13 protein-coding genes are annotated in these 14,376 nt (G+C 69.7%); 4 read left to right on the top strand and 9 right to left on the bottom strand.

What is annotated here, in order from left to right; genetic code table 11:
• Positions 1-51: 51 nt before the first annotated feature.
• Both QM772_RS04375 and QM772_RS04370 read right to left on the bottom strand, forming a co-directional pair.
• A complete protein-coding gene (locus tag QM772_RS04375; RefSeq protein WP_415134233.1) occupies positions 52-276 on the bottom strand; it encodes a hypothetical protein in 225 nt (74 codons plus the stop codon).
• Positions 273-1,208, bottom strand: a complete 936-nt coding sequence (locus QM772_RS04370; protein WP_415134232.1) for an alpha/beta hydrolase — start codon at positions 1,206-1,208, stop codon at positions 273-275. Before QM772_RS04370 ends, QM772_RS04375 begins: the two co-directional genes overlap by 4 nt.
• 229 nt (positions 1,209-1,437) lie before the next feature.
• On the opposite strand from QM772_RS04370, the gene QM772_RS04365 reads away from it, so the two are divergent.
• Both QM772_RS04365 and QM772_RS04360 read left to right on the top strand, forming a co-directional pair.
• Positions 1,438-2,160 (top strand): leucine-rich repeat domain-containing protein, encoded by a 723-nt coding sequence (locus QM772_RS04365; protein WP_415134231.1) that lies wholly within the window; start codon positions 1,438-1,440, stop codon positions 2,158-2,160.
• 4 nt (positions 2,161-2,164) lie between these two features.
• Positions 2,165-2,608, top strand: a complete 444-nt coding sequence (locus QM772_RS04360) for a PaaI family thioesterase (RefSeq protein WP_415134230.1) — start codon at positions 2,165-2,167, stop codon at positions 2,606-2,608.
• 96 nt (positions 2,609-2,704) lie between these two features.
• Here the strand turns inward: QM772_RS04360 and QM772_RS04355 are convergent, their stop codons facing one another.
• The 7 genes from QM772_RS04355 to pobA all read right to left on the bottom strand — a co-directional run bounded on the left by QM772_RS04355 (position 2,705) and on the right by pobA (position 11,837).
• Complete coding sequence (locus QM772_RS04355) at positions 2,705-4,441, bottom strand: ATP-binding protein (RefSeq protein WP_415134229.1); 1,737 nt, start codon at positions 4,439-4,441, stop codon at positions 2,705-2,707.
• Complete coding sequence (locus QM772_RS04350) at positions 4,438-5,094, bottom strand: response regulator transcription factor (protein ID WP_415134228.1); 657 nt, start codon at positions 5,092-5,094, stop codon at positions 4,438-4,440. The genes QM772_RS04355 and QM772_RS04350 overlap by 4 nt, the downstream gene beginning before the upstream one ends.
• A 96-nt stretch (positions 5,095-5,190) precedes the next feature.
• A complete protein-coding gene (locus tag QM772_RS04345) occupies positions 5,191-6,534 on the bottom strand; it encodes a choice-of-anchor Q domain-containing protein (RefSeq protein WP_415134227.1) in 1,344 nt (447 codons plus the stop codon).
• Positions 6,535-6,714: 180 nt separating this feature from the next.
• Complete coding sequence (locus QM772_RS04340) at positions 6,715-7,695, bottom strand: IS5 family transposase (RefSeq protein WP_415134080.1); 981 nt, start codon at positions 7,693-7,695, stop codon at positions 6,715-6,717.
• A 208-nt stretch (positions 7,696-7,903) separates the two neighbouring features.
• The gene (locus tag QM772_RS04335; protein ID WP_415134226.1) at positions 7,904-9,367 is read right to left on the bottom strand and encodes an RNB domain-containing ribonuclease; all 1,464 of its coding nucleotides are present in this window, start codon (positions 9,365-9,367) and stop codon (positions 7,904-7,906) included.
• Positions 9,368-9,639: 272 nt separating this feature from the next.
• Positions 9,640-10,545, bottom strand: coding sequence for a CoA transferase (locus QM772_RS04330; protein ID WP_415134225.1), 906 nt, complete (start codon positions 10,543-10,545; stop codon positions 9,640-9,642).
• An 89-nt stretch (positions 10,546-10,634) separates the two neighbouring features.
• A complete protein-coding gene (gene pobA / locus QM772_RS04325) occupies positions 10,635-11,837 on the bottom strand; it encodes a 4-hydroxybenzoate 3-monooxygenase (RefSeq protein WP_415134224.1) in 1,203 nt (400 codons plus the stop codon).
• Between the two features lie 411 nt (positions 11,838-12,248).
• Here pobA and QM772_RS04320 point away from each other — a divergent pair, with 411 nt between their 5' ends.
• Positions 12,249-13,661: an MFS transporter gene (locus QM772_RS04320; RefSeq protein ID WP_415134223.1), complete on the top strand. Its 1,413-nt coding sequence runs from the start codon at positions 12,249-12,251 to the stop codon at positions 13,659-13,661.
• Positions 13,658-14,317, top strand: coding sequence for an aspartate/glutamate racemase family protein (locus tag QM772_RS04315; RefSeq protein ID WP_415134222.1), 660 nt, complete (start codon positions 13,658-13,660; stop codon positions 14,315-14,317). The genes QM772_RS04320 and QM772_RS04315 overlap by 4 nt, the downstream gene beginning before the upstream one ends.
• Positions 14,318-14,376: the final 59 nt, after the last annotated feature.

Here is a 14,376-nt window from a genome sequence, read left to right as displayed (position 1 = left end):
CAGACCGCATTGAAAAAGCGCTGGCAGCTACTTATAAGATAGCAATAAGCGTCAGGAACGCAGGCCCCTCGGCTCGCGCCGCGGATGCTCGGTCAGCACCAGGTCCTCGTTCCGGCTCGGCAGTCGCCGCGCCGTGCGCAGCATGAACGACACCGCGCACACCACGCCGGCCAGCCCGGCCAGGGCGAACACCATGCCGAATATCAGCACCAGCAGGGACAGGGGGGAGATCGCGGCCATCCGCGCGACCTCGTGAACGAACATCGAGGCCGTCATGCGGCATTCCCCATGAAAGCCTGCACGCGCCGCATCACGGCCGCATCGCCCAGCAGGCGGTGGTGGCCCAGCCCGTCGGTCACGTGCACTTGCAGCGGCCGGTCGGCGCAGCGCGCCATGATGCTGAACAGATGCTCGATGGGCACTTCCGGGTCCAGCACGTCGTGCAGCAGCAGCGTGGGCTCCTCGGTGTGCGCCAGCAGGTCGCCCACCGACAGGCGCTCCCAGTCCATGCGGCCGGCGCTGCGCCTGACCATCAGCTGCCGCCCACGCTCCATCACCGCCGGCGGCAGGCCGACCAGGCGCCCGAACTCCTCCGTCACCCAGTTGCAGTGGTCGAGCGAGCTGAACAGCACCTGCCGCTGCGCACGCAGGCCCCAGTCCACCTGCGCCCACAGGGCCATCGAGACACCGAACGAATGCGCGATCAGCGTGTGCACCTCGCCCACGCTCAGGCCCACCGCCGCGATCGCCTCGGCGAACTGCGGCAGCGTGGCCGTGCGGCCGCTGGAGTGGCCGTGTCCTGGCGCGTCGAACGCCACCACGCGGTAGCCGGCCTCCACCAGCGGCTGCACCATGCGACCCAGGTGCGTGCTGCGCGCGCCCCAGCCGTGCACCAGCAGCACCGTCGGCCCGGCGCCCCAGCTATAGACCGCCAGCCGGCCGCCGCTGAACGGCAGCCATTGCGTGCGGGCCTGCGCGCGCAGGCTGGCTTGCCACGGCCGTTCCGCCACGCGCGGCGGGCGCGTGAGCAGCGTGTAGGCCAGCCGGGCGGCCATGCCGGGCGAGGTGTGCTGGAGCACCGCGAACACGCGGCGCAGGTAGCGCACGGCGGGCGTTTCGGCGAAGCGGCCGACCGCGCGCGTGCCCTGGCCGGGCGCCGCGGCCGGCGCGTGCAGGGGCGAGGGTTGAAGCGTCGAAAGACTGGACATGGGGTGATCTCCTGTGGTTTCCCGGGCGATGTGCCGTGGTGTGGGAGGCACTGTAGAAATCGCGCCGCTTCGCGCACAGGTGAACTTCGTCATGCCGGCGCGCGCGCTTACCTCGCATGGGGGATGAACCGGCGCGCACCGGCCTGGGCATGACTTTTCTCAGGCTGACGCTGCTGCGGCGGCGGCCTAGTCTGCGGGCCTCCCCAATTTCCTTCGAGGAACCAACACCATGACCTCTCCAGACTCCATTCACCAGCAGCCGCGCGCCCACCGAGCGCGGCATGGGCACCTGCTGGCGCTGGCCGGCGTGTTGGGCGGCTTCGTCCTGGTCACGCTGGCCAGCGGCACCGCCATGCCCGCCATTCCCGTCGCCGAGCGCCAGGCGCTGCTCGACCTGCACGAACGCACGCGCGGCGGGCTGTGGAGCGTGCGCACCGGCTGGCTCGGCGCCGCCGGCACCGAATGCGACTGGCACGGCGTGCGCTGCGATGCCGAACGGCGCCACGTGATCGGCCTGAACCTGGCCAACAACCAGTTGCGTGGCCAGTTGCCGCGCCTGGATGACCTGAAGAAACTGCGCACGCTGAACGTGGCGCTGAACCGCCTGGAGGGCCCCCTGCCGCCGCTGTATGCGCTGGCCGAGCTGCGCGAGCTGGCGGCCCACGACAACCTGCTGCGCGGCCCGTTGCCCGAGCTGCGGCACCTGGACCGCCTGGAGCGCGTGCGGCTGGCGAACAACCGCATCGACGGCACGCTGCCGGCGTTGAGCGGCCTGGCCGAGCTGCGCGAGTTCGATGTCTCCAACAACCTGCTGCGCGGCGTGGTGCCGGCGCTGGCCGGGCTGGACAGCCTGCGCCGCTTCGACGCCTCGTTCAATCAGTTGCGGCTGGCGCGCGGGCAGGCTTCATGCACGACGACGGTCGATCTGGAGGGCAACGCCTCGGCGTTGTAGAACCATGAACAGCCGCGAGACCAACCCTATGCCACATGTTTCCCTTGAAATTGCTCAACAGGTGCTGCGATCGCAGCCCTTCAGTCAACAGCTTGGAGCTGATCTGACCCGGTTTTCCAGCGAGGGCGTCGAGCTTCGGATCCCGATCACGGAACGGATCAAGCAGCAAAACGGCTTCGTGCATGGCGGCGTTGTTTCATACGCCGCCGACAACTCACTCACCTTCGCCGGCGGATTGGCCTTGGGCGCGGCCGTCGTCACATCCGAATTCAAAATAAATTACGTTCGCCCCGCGTTGGGGCAGGTGCTCGTGGCACGCGCCAACGTGGTTCATGCGGGCAGGACCCAGGCCGTATGCAGTTGCAGAATTTTCTGTATTGACGGCGAAGATGAAATGCTGGGTGCCATCGCGCAAGGGACCATCGTCGCTCTTTCTTGGCCCAGGTGATGCCTGGGTGTCGGGCTTTGACGGGTTGCTCGCACGGCTCTTGAAAAAAGCGTCGAATAGCCGTGCAGCGCTTGTGCAACAAGCGCCAATAGCTACTCAAACAGTAGCGTCCGTCAGCCTGATGGCCGCCAGCGCGGCCCGCAGGTCGGCGCTGGAAACCGGTTTGATCAGCAGCGGCAGGCCGCTGGCCGCGGCGCGCGTGCGCAGCGCGGTGTCGGTCTCGCCGCTCAGCAGCAGCACCTGCCTGCCCAGGGTGCGCAGGCGCAGCGCCAGGTCCAGTCCGCTTTCGCCGTCGGGCAGGCGCACGTCGCAGATGGCGACCTCGCCGAACGCGCGCTGCCGCCAGCCGTCGGCCGCCGTCTCGGCGTGGCGCACGTGCAGGCCCCAGCCTTCCAGCAACTGGCACATGGCATCGCTCACCAGTGGATCGTCCTCCACCAGCAGGATGTCGCGCGCGGCCAGCGCCGGGAATGCTTCCTGCGGCAGCTCGCTGGGCGGTCCGTCGTCGTCCGCCGCCGCGGGCATGAGCGCAGTGTGGGTGCGCGGCAGCGCCAGGGTGAAGCAGCTGCCGCGCCCTGGCGCCGAGTCCAGCGTCAGCTCGCCCAGCATCGCACGGGCGAAGCGGCGCGAGATGGCCAGCCCCAGGCCGTAACCCTGCTGGCGGTTGCGGGCGTGGTTGTCGATCTGCACGAACTCCTCGAACACGCTGTCCTGCTGGTCGGCGGGAATGCCAGGGCCGCTGTCGCGCACCTGGATGCGCCAGGTTCCGGCCCCCGCGCGCACGGCGATCAGCACGCAGCCGCCCGGCGGCGAGAACTTGATGGCGTTGTCGAGCAGGTTCGACAGCACGCGCCGCAGCATCAGCTCGTCGGTCATCGCGATGCGGGGCCTGCGCCCCTGCGTCAGCGCCACCACGCGCACGCCGGCGCGCTCGGCCATGGCGCTGTGCTGCATCACGACGGCGCGTACCACCGGCGCCAGCTCCACCGGCGCCAGGTTGGCGCGCAGCGTGCCCGCGTCCATGCGCGTGAGGTCCAGCACCTGCGACAGCAGCCCGTCCAGCGCCTGCCACGACTGCCGTATGCCGCTGACGGCGCGGTGCGCGTCGAGGTCTTCGGGCACCCGGGCGAGCATCTGCGCCAGGGGTTCCAGGTACAGGCCGATGGCGTGCACGGGCTGCCGCAGGTCGTGGCTGATGGCGGCGAAGAAGCGCGACTTGGCCAGGCTCGTCTCCGCCACCGCGTCGGCGGCGCGCTCGGCCTGCTCGCGCAGCAGCAGCTCGCGCGCGACGTGCCGGGCATAGAGCGCCGACGTGTACACGATGATGGCGATCAGGATCACGCCGCAGGCGCCGAACAGGAACACCATGGGGCGCTGGTCGAGCACGCCTTCGGTCATCAGGCGCAGCGCCGTCGGACCCAGGGTGAGGCCGACGGCCAGCGCGGTGCGCGGCACGTCGCGCACGCCCCACATGGCCACCAGGCCCGCCGCCGAGGCCAGGTACATGCCCAGCAGGGCGTGCATGCTGTGGTTGCCGGGCACGTACAGCAGCCAGGCCGCGCTGCCCACCGCCGCCGCCTGCTGCCAGACGTAGCGCCGGTAGCGGGCGCGGCGCTGCTCGGGCGGCAGCAGCTTGAAGCCCGGCTGCCGCACTTTCAGGAAGCCCCAGGTGCCGGTGGCCGCCACCAGCGCGAACCACAGCAGCGGCTGCCAGACGGGCAGGACCAGCATGAACAGCAGCGCGCCCAGCAGCTCGCAGGCGCGGGTCAGCAGGTACAGCGGCAGCGGCTGCGTCAGGCCGCGTTCACCGCCGAGCGGGGGCAGGATGATCACGAGGTCTCGGTGTCGTACTGCGCGGCCTGCGTGCGGTTGGAGACCTGGAGCAGCCGGAAGATCTCGCTCATGTAGTTCTTCACCGTGCCTTCCGACAGGTTGAGCTCCCGCGCGATGTGCTTGTTGGACAGGCCCTGTTGCAGCAGGTGGCGGATCTCCTGCATGCGCGGCGTCAGCGCCGTGTCCGGCGCCGGCTCGGCGCTGGCCGGCGCCGGCGGCTGGTACGGCAGCTTGCGGCCGGCCAGCGCGGCGCTGATGGCCTCGCGCATCCGGGCGCTGCCCGTGCTCTTGGCCACGAAGGCGTGCACCGTGGGCAAATCGAGCGTGCGGCGCACCACGTCGGGCGAGGTCAGCGCCGAGACCACCACCACCGGCAGCGTGGGGCATTCGTGCGCCAGCGCGGCCAGGCGCGTGCCCTTGTCCATGCCCGGCATGTTCAGGTCCACCAGCGCCACCGCGGGCGGGCGCAACTGGCGCGCCTGCGCCAGCAGGGCGTCGGCGTTGGCCGCCTCGCGCAGGTGGGCGCACGGCCAGGTGCTGGCCACCAGCATGCGCATGCCGTCGCGCACGAGCTGGTGGTCGTCGGCGATCAGGATCGTCGGGGAGGCGCTGGGCGCCTCGGTTTCAGTTGGGTGTTGTTCTTCGGTCGTCATGGCGCGCAATCTTAGGCGCCTACCAGTCTGGCAACAATCCTTCCGGGGAATGACTTTGGTCACGTCATCCCCCCGAAAGGGTATGCGGCAATGGCCTCAGCGCCGGCGCCGCAGCCGCGCGCCGGCCACCAGCGCCAGCAGGGCGGCGCCCCAGCCCAACGCCCACGGGCCGGTGGCGGGGACGGGGGTGATCGGCCCGTCGGCGCGCGGCATGGGCGTGCCCTGGAACTCGTAGGCACCCATGTCCACCACGCGCACCCGGCGCGGCTGGCCGTCCAGGTCGAGCGTGTGCGTGCTCTCCACCGCGCCGTCATCGCCGTGGTCGATGGCGTCGGAGTTGGCGCGCAGGCGGTAGTCGGCACCGGCCTCGTTGGCGAACGACGGGTTGCCGTGGCGCGTGTTCGGGCCGTAGGGCCGCGTGCCCGGAAACTGGGGGCTGGCGAAGACCAGGTTGTGGTGGTCCAGCAGGCGGGGCAGGTCCCCGATGAGCATTCCGAAGACGGGGTGGCGGGCGAACACGTTGTTGGCCACCACGCCGGTGATGTCGGCGCCCAGGTCGGAGCGGGCCGAGGCGATCAGCCCGTGCTGGGTGCCCACCACGGTGTTGTTCAGCAGGTTCACGGTGGCGACGGTGTTGGTGTTGTCGGCCGAGACCCTCAGCCCGGCATCGAAGCCGCCGGCCACCAGGTTGCCTGCGACGACGGCCTGCATCTGACGGCTGCCGCTGCGCACCATGATGCCCGCATCCGCCCCGTTGCCGCGCACGGTGTTGTTGTGCACCCGTGCGCTCAGCAGATCGGGGCTGCCGTTGTACAGGCTGATCGCCGCGCACTGGCCCAGGCTGGTGGCCAGCACGTCGTTGCGGAAGATGTCGATGGACAGGCGCGACACCAGGCCGATCGCCTGGATGGCAGGCGCGCAGTAGTCGTTGGTGCCGCTCTGGCTGATGGTGTTGCCCTCGGCGTACAGGTATGCGGTGCCATAGCTGCCCGCGTTGTTGGACGTGACGATGGACAGCGCCGAGTCCAGGGCCGTGCCGAGCAGTTGGCTGTTGACGACGTAGAGCACCAGGTCGCCTCCGCCTGGGTTCAGGACGCCGCGCACGCGGCTGGCGCCGTTGAACGAGGTGAGGCCATCGACCCTCACCTGCGCGCTGTCGGTGGAAGCCCGCGCGGTGACGGTGCGCACGCTGGGCCGCCTGCCCGGCGCGGCCCTCAGCTCCAGGTCCTTGGCGATCACCACGTCCTCGTTGATGTGGTTGTCGGTGTGCAGCTCGATGCTGTCAGCGGCATTGACGCCGTTGACGCAGGCTTGCAGCGTGGTGTTGCACGGCGCATCCGTTGCGGGGTAGGTGTAGATGTCGGCCTGCGCGTTCAGTGCCGCGCCCAGGCCCAGCAGCGCCGACAGTGCGCGCAGGCGCATTGGGATGATCGATGTCAAAGGGTTCTCCATAGCTCCAGGGGCGCGATGCTAGGGATGCTCTTCACCAATCCCATGCGAGCGTGCTGATGTGCTGAGGCGGTGGGAAATTTCATCGCTTGCGCGCCGCTGAGCCGAATGAATGCGCTGGCAGCCTGTTTTGAGCGCTTGCACACGCTCCTGGCAGGCACTTTGGGCCCTTCATCCCTGCTGCGGGCGCACCTGTCCCATCAGCACGTGGCGCACCATCCACAGATTGCTCAGCGCAAACAGCGTCTTGAGTTGAGCCGTGTTCTTGGCCAGCCCCCGATAGCGCACCTTCACATGGCCGAACTGGCGCTTGATCACCCGAAACGGGTGCTCCACCTTGGCCCGAACGCTGGCCTTGAGCTTCTCGATCCTGTGCGTGAGCGCGTCGATGGGGTTGTTGTCCACATCCAGCGCCCGGCGCTTGCCCGGGCCCAGCGCCACATGCCAGGTCACTTTCGCGTTCGCATCGGGGCGCTTGGCCACCCCCTGGTAGCCCGCATCCCCGAAGGCCACCTCTTCCTGGCCATGCAGCAGGCTGTTGCCCTCGAGCACGTCGCTGACGTTGCCGGCCGTGCCGCGCACGGTGTGCACCAGCCCCGACTCGGCATCCACCCCGATGTGTCCCTTCATGCCGAAGTAGTACTGGTTGCCCTTCTTGCTCTGGTGCATCTCGGGGTCTCGGGCGCCGTTCTTGTTCTTGGTCGAACTGGGTGCGGCAATGAGCGTGGCATCCACCACGGTGCCGGCCTTCAGGAGCAGGCCCCGGCCGCTGAGCAGGTCGTTGACGGTGGCCAGGATCTGATCGGCCAACTTGTGTTGCTCCAGAAGGCGACGAAAGCGCAGGATGCTCGAATCGCTGGGCAGTGCGTCGCCCCAGTTGCTCAGGAGCGCGAAATCGCGAAACACGGGCACGTCGTGCAGTGCTTCTTCCATGGCCGGGTCCGACAGGTTGAACCACTGCTGCAGGAAGTGGATGCGCAGCAGCACTTCGACGCCAAAGGGCTGCTGGCCGCGCCGGCCGGCTTCGGGGGCGTAGGGCTCGATCAGGCAAACCAACTCGGCCCACGGGATGACGCGATTCATCTGATCCAGGAACTCGCGCTTGCGTGTGCGGCGGGTGCTGGTGCCAAGGCCAAGGCTGTCTTGCTGCATGAGGCGCATGTTCGCTCACCGGGCAGATTCAACCAAGCACGCGAGTGACTGATTCGTGAAGAGCATCCCTAGGGATTGCGGGGCCGGGGCGGAACATGACATTGGTCATGCGGCCCGGCTGGCCGATTGCAAGAAGAATCGGCCTCTGGCGCTTGCCGGGCAACCGCCGGCAGCTATCAATGAGGTAGCAAGTTGTGGCTTGTCTGCGTCAATCGACCTGCTCGAAGTCGATGAACCCGCGCTCCACGTTGGTGGCGACCAGCCGCGCGCGCACCTTGTCGCCCACGGCCACCGCGCGGCTGGGCAGCAGCTTGCCCTCGGCCGGCGGGCTGAAGACGCGCACCCAGGTGTTGCCCTTGGATTCGCCCGTCACCACGCCGTCGAACAACTCGCCGATGCACGCCTCCAGCAGCATGGCGGCCTCGGACTTGCGCATCTGCCGTTCGACCTTGTTGGCCGCGTCTTCCTGCCGCGTGCAGTGGTTGGCCAGGTATTCCAGCTCGGTGGGCGAGTAGGGCGGCTTCTCGTCCGCCAGCGCGGCCTTCAGCAGGCGGGCGGTGATGAGGTCGGGGTAGCGGCGGTTGGGCGCGGTGGAGTGCGCGTAGTCGCGCACGGCCAGGCCGAAGTGGCCGAGCTTCTCGCCGCCGGGTGCCTCCACCACGTATTCGCCGCGCCCCATCAGCTTGACGATGACCAGCGACAGGTCGGGGAAGCGCAACGGGTCGCGCCGCCGCTGGCGCGCCAGGAACTGCTCCAGCGCCAGCGAATCAGGATCGGCCGGCAGCGTCTCGCCGTACTCGGCGGCCACTTGCACGATGCGCGCCCAGCGCTCGGGCGAGCGCACCACGCGCCGGATCGACGCGCGCCGCTTGCCGTCGAGGAAGCGCGCCGTCACGCCGTTGGTGGCGACCATGAACTCCTCGATGAGCTGGCGCGCGCGGTTCTGTGCCTGCTGCACCACGTCCACCACCCGGTCGCCGTCGAACACCGCGCGCGGCTGGAAGGTCTGGAAGTCGAGCGCGCCCTGCTCGCGCCGGTTGGCGCGCAGCTGCTGGGCCACCGAGTCCTGCGTGCGCAGCTGCTGGTCCATGCCGGGCACGCGGTCGGCGGCCTCGGGCAGCGGGCCGTCGCCGGTGAGCCAGGCGGACACCGCGTCGTAAGCCAGCTGCGCCTTGTTGTGCACGCGCGCGCGGCGGATGGTGCTGCGCGCCAGCGCGCCGTCGGGCTGGAAGACCATCTCGGTCACCACGGCCAGGCGCACCTGGTTCGGGTTGAGCGAGGTGAGGTCGGTGGAGAGCTTCTCGGGCAGCATCGGGAAGATGCGCGCCGAGGTGTAGACGCTGGTGGTGTTGATCTGCGCGTGGCGGTCGAGCGGGGTGTCCTTGGCCACCAGCACGTCCACGTCGGCCACGGCCACCAGGATGCGCACCGCGCCGCCTTCCAGCACCTCGCTGGCGGTGAGCTGGTCGAGGTCGCGCGAGTCGTCGTTGTCGATCGAGCACCAGGGCAGGGCGGTCAGGTCCACCACGTTGGGGCCGTCCTGGCCCGGCTCGTCGATGGCGCCCAACTGGCGCAGGGCGTCGCGCGAGAACTCGGGCGCCAGCCCGCGCTCGCGCATGGCGGCCACGGCCAGTTCGGCCAGTTCTTCTTTTTGGTGGGGGTGCAGCGCCATGAAAAACTCCGCCAGATCGTCGCGGACGATCTTAGCGGAGCGTGTGGCCGGCGCTGCCGAGGTCAGGCGCGGTGGCGGATGCCGACGGCGTGGCTGGTGCCGCTTTTGCCGCCGGTGATGCGGCCGTGCATGAGGTTGGCGTGCACGTCGGTGCGATTGGACAGCGCGCAGTCGCGGCCGGTGGCGATGGTGCGGCGGGGCTTGTTTTTTTGATGCGCTGCATGCCGGGGCGAATTCCCGGCCTCCGGCGCCCGATCAAGAGCCGGCGTGAACTATCGATTCAGCGTATACAGCGGAATGTCGTGCCTCGCCCCCAGCGCATCGAGCTGCCGCCGCGTTTTTCCCGCCGCCCAGGCCGCCACGGCCGCATGCGCCTCGGGCGCGAAGGGCGACTGCGCGCCCGGCGCCGGCAGCCCCGCCACCGCGAACAGCGCGCGGGCGAAGTGCGGCTCCAGCGCGGCGACGGCCACGCGCCCGTCCCTGCACGGGTACACGCGGTAGCCGGCGTGCGCGCCGCCCACGGCGCCGCCGGGCAGCGTCAGGCCCCAGGTGCGCGGCAGCGCCAGCCAGGTGGCGGCCTGCGACAGCGCCACCTGCCGGCACTGGCCCTTGCCGCTGGTGCGCGCGGCCAGCACGCAGGCCAGCGCGGCCTCGCTGGCCATCAGCGCGCCGGCCATGTCGGCCAGCAGGGTGGGTGGCAGCTCAAGGCCGGTGACCAGGCCCGCCTCGGCCAGGTAGGTCAGGTCGTGGCCGGGCTCTTCGGCGCGCTCGGCCGGCGCGCCGACGATCTCGACCAACGACAGCCGCGGGTGCGCGCGCCGCAGCGCCGGCCAATTCAGGCCCAGCCTGGCCAGCGCGGAGGGGCGGAACGAGGTCAGCAGCAGGTCGGCGCCGGCCAGCTCGCGCGCCAGGCGGGCCTGGCCGCGCTCGCTTTTCAGATCGACGGCGAGGGTGCGGATGCCGGCGTGCAGTTCGGCGTAGGCGCCGGGGTTGTACTGGCCCATCGGGTCGCCGCAGGCCGGGCGGCCGCTGGCGGCGGCGGGGCCGGGCGGCTCGACCTTGAGGCAGCGGGCGCCCAGCGCGCGCAGGCGCATCAGCGCCGCCGGGCCGGGCAGGTTGAGCGCGAGGCTGACGGCGCGCACGCCGCGCAGGGGCTGGAAGCGGGGGGAGCTGGCCATCGGTGGATTCTATGAAAATAATAGCTGCCCGCGATTGCCTGGCGGGCGCTGGAGGCTGATTTTGCTTGAAGCTTCCCGGCAGGCCGCCATCAATGGACGCGCGCGCCGAAGTCCAGCGGCAGGCCGACGTAGTTCTCGGCGATGGTGCGCAGGCCGGCCTCGGAGTGCATCAGGTAGTCCAGCTCGGCGTGCTGGAACTTGGCGGTGATCTGCTCGTCGTGCGGGAAGCGGTGCATGAGCTGCGTGAACCACCACGAGAAGCGCTCGGCGCGCCAGATGCGGCCCAGGCACTTGCGCGAGTAGTCGTCGAGGCTGGCCTCGCTCTTGTCCGTGTAGAACTCCACCAGCGCGTCGTGCAGGTACTTGACGTCGGTGGCCGCCAGGTTCAGCCCCTTGGCGCCGGTGGGCGGCACGATGTGGCCGGCGTCGCCGGCCAGGAACAGGCGGCCGAAGCGCAGCGGCTCGGTGACGAAGCTGCGGAGCGGGGCGATGCTCTTCTCGATGCTGGGGCCGGTGACCAGGCGCGCGCGCGCCTCGTCGTCCAGGCGCAGCTTCAGCTCCTGCCAGAAGGCGTCATCGCTCCATTCCTCCACCTTGTCGGTCAGCGGCACTTGCAGGTAGTAGCGGCTGCGCGTGGTGCTGCGCTGGCTGCACAGGGCGAAGCCGCGCGGGCTGTTCACGTAGATCAGCTCGTCGCACACCGGCGGCGTGTCGGACAGCAGGCCCAGCCAGCCGAAGGGGTAGACCTTCTCGTACTCCCTGATCGCCGCGCGCGGCGCGCTGGCGCGGCACACGCCGTGGAAGCCGTCGCAGCCGGCGATGAAGTCGCAGTCGATGCGGTGCGTGGCGCCGTCCTTCTCGTAGGTGACGTGAGGCTTTGCGGTGTCGAAGCCGTGCACGGCGGTGTTCTTCGCCTCGTAGACGGTCTTCAGGCCGGCGGCGGCGCGCGCGTCCATCAGGTCGCGCGTCAGCTCGGTCTGGCCGTAGACCATCACGTGCCTGCCGCCGCTGTATTTGTTCAGGTCCACGCGGTGGCGCTTGCCGCCCCAAAGCATTTCGATCCCGCCGTGCACCAGGCCCTCCTGGCGCATGCGCCGGCCCACGCCGGCTTCGTCCACCAGGTCGATGGTGACCTGCTCCAGGATGCCGGCGCGGATGCGGCCCAGCACGTAGTCGCCGCTGACGCGCTCGACGATCACGGCGTCGATGCCGGCCTTGTGCAGCAACTGGCCCAGCAGCAGTCCGGACGGGCCGGCGCCGACGATGGCGACCTGGGTGCGGGTGGTGGTCATGGTGTGCTCCTCGTTGTCCTGGTCAGGCAGCCCGCGAGCTGGGGCGCGCGGGATGTTGCGCGATCATCGCGCAATCGCGGCCGAGCGCTTTCGCGCTGCCGGGCGCGTGGGGCTACGCGCCGCGGGCCGGTTTTCCGGCCACCGTCTTTCATCGGGACGGCCCCGTGGGAAAAAAAGAACGGGGACTCTAAACAAGCGCTGGGCAACCCCTGTCATCTCTGCTACGCTCATTTCGGGTGGAGAAATCAAACAATCACGATTTGAAATCTCTATGGAGGGCCGGCCCCGAGAAAACCAAGCCAGCATGGCGGCCGGTTCGATCACTTGCAATGGAGAGAACTCATGTCCCGTGATCAACACAGCGCAGCGGCGGAGGTTTCCGCGACCCCGGCGCCGCCGGCTTCCGCGCGAGTGCCGCTTGCCGAACAGATCGAGAACGCCTACTCGGGCATCAAGCTCAACAAGGCCCATTACTACGTCCTGGCGATGCTCCTGCTGGGCGTCTTCTTCGACTCCCTCGAGCAGAACGCCGTGGGCATCACCGGCCCGGTGCTGCGCAAATACTGGGGGCTGACCACCGGCGACATCGGGTTCCTGAATACCGTCACCTTCACGATGGTGGCGCTCGGCCGCCTGCTCACGGGCGCCATCGCCGACCGCTACGGCCGCCGGACGCTCCTGATCGTCAACCTGCTGATCTTCGCGGGGGGGTCGCTGCTGTGCGCGCTCGCCCCCAACTACGCGATGCTGGCGGTTGGGCGCGGCATCGTCGGTTTCGGGCTGGGGGGCGAGATCGCGGTGGCGGTCGTCATGGCCTCCGAGTACTTCGGCGCCAAGCAGCGCGGCACGGCGGTGGCCCTCATCAACGTGACGGCGGCGGGTTTCGGCAACATGCTGGCGCCGGCCTTCGGCATCCTGGTCTTCACCCTCTTTCCGGGGGACGACCGCTGGCGCTGGGTGTTCGGGCTGCTGTTCATTCCCGCGCTGCTGGTGATCTTCTTCCGCCGCTGGGTGCCGGAGACGCCGCGCTTCCTGGCGCAGCAGGGCAAGATCCACGAGGCGAACGAGGTCATCTCCCGCCTGGCCACCGGCAACCTGACCCAGAAGCACGTGGAGGTGACCGAATACATCACCAAGCCGGATGCCACGGAGACCGCCCACCGGCAAATGGTGCCGGCGCTGGCGCCCGGGCTGGAGGGCACGCGCCTGGACATCTTCCGCGGCAAGTACCTGCGGCGCACCATCGTGCTGGCGATCGGCGTGGCCTGCTCCTACGCCGCCCAGTTCTCGGTGCTCACCCTGATGACGACGATCCTCGTGGCTTCGGGCTACACGGTGAACACCTCGCTGTGGTACACGCTGGTGATGCAGTCGGGCTCGCTGGTGGGCGCGCTGACGGCGGCGTTCTTCGCCCGCCGCCTGCCCCGCAAGGTCACGCTGAGCATCGCGGCGGCGATCGGCCTGACCGCCGCGGGGGTGCTCGGCGCCATGGGCGGATCGACCATCGGCATGATCATCGTCTGCGGCTGGATATTCAACTTCGCGGTCATCATCTGCAACACCACCATCTGGGTGTTCGCCCCCGAGAACTACCCCACCCGCATCCGCGGCTTCGGCACCGCCTTCATCCTGGCGGTGGGCTCGCTGTCCGGCGGCCTGTTCCCGATGATCGCCGGCAGGATCTTCGATGCCTACGGGCTGGCGTCGATGTTCGCCATGCTGGCCTGCCTGTTCCTCGTCATCGGCCTCGTCATCCAGTTCATCCGGGAAACGCTCGGGCAGCCGCTGGAGGAAGAGGACGAAGTGCTGGAAGCCGCGCGATGAGCAGGCAGCGCGTGCTGCTGGTCAACCCGAATTCGAACGAGGCGACCACGCAGATGATGTGCCGGCTCGCGCAGGCCGAGCTGCCCGGGTTCGAGGTGGTCGGGGCGACGGCGGCGGGCGGCCCCCGGATGATCGTCGAGGAGACCGCGCTGCGGCAGTCGCGCCGCTACGTCGTCGCCGCCGCGCTGCGCGCCCTGCAGGAGGACGACGGCATCGCCGGCCTGGTGGTCGCCGCCTATGGCGACCCGGGGCGCGACATCCTCGAAGACCTGCTGGACATTCCGGTGGTCGGCATCGGCAGGGCGTCCATCCTGGCGGCCTCGGCCGGCGGCCGCAGCTTCGGCATCGCCACCAGCACCCCGGGCCTGGTGCCGCCGATCAACGCGATGGTGGAGTCGGCCAGGGGAGGCGCGCGCTTCGTCGGCGTCAGCGTGACCCGGTCGGAACCGACGGCGCTGGCCGCCGACCCCGAGCGGCAGTTCGAGGAGCTTCGGGATGCCGTGCAGGCATGCGTCGGCAAGGGGGCCGAGGCCGTGATCATCGGCGGCGGCCCCTTGAGCGCGACCGCCCGCCGGCTGGCGGAGCTGGGCATCGGCGTCATCGTCGAGCCGGTGCCATCGGCCTGCGCGCTGCTGCGCAAGGCGTTGACGGCCTGAACGCATCCACCGCGCCGGATACATATCGAATTGGCCTCCAGCGCCCGCCCAGCAAGCGC

Source organism: Ottowia sp. (assembly GCF_047601385.1).
Taxonomy (GTDB): domain Bacteria; phylum Pseudomonadota; class Gammaproteobacteria; order Burkholderiales; family Burkholderiaceae_C; genus Ottowia.
The sequence above is the reverse complement of the archived record's forward strand: the minus strand, read 5'-3'. Positions and strand labels throughout refer to the sequence as shown.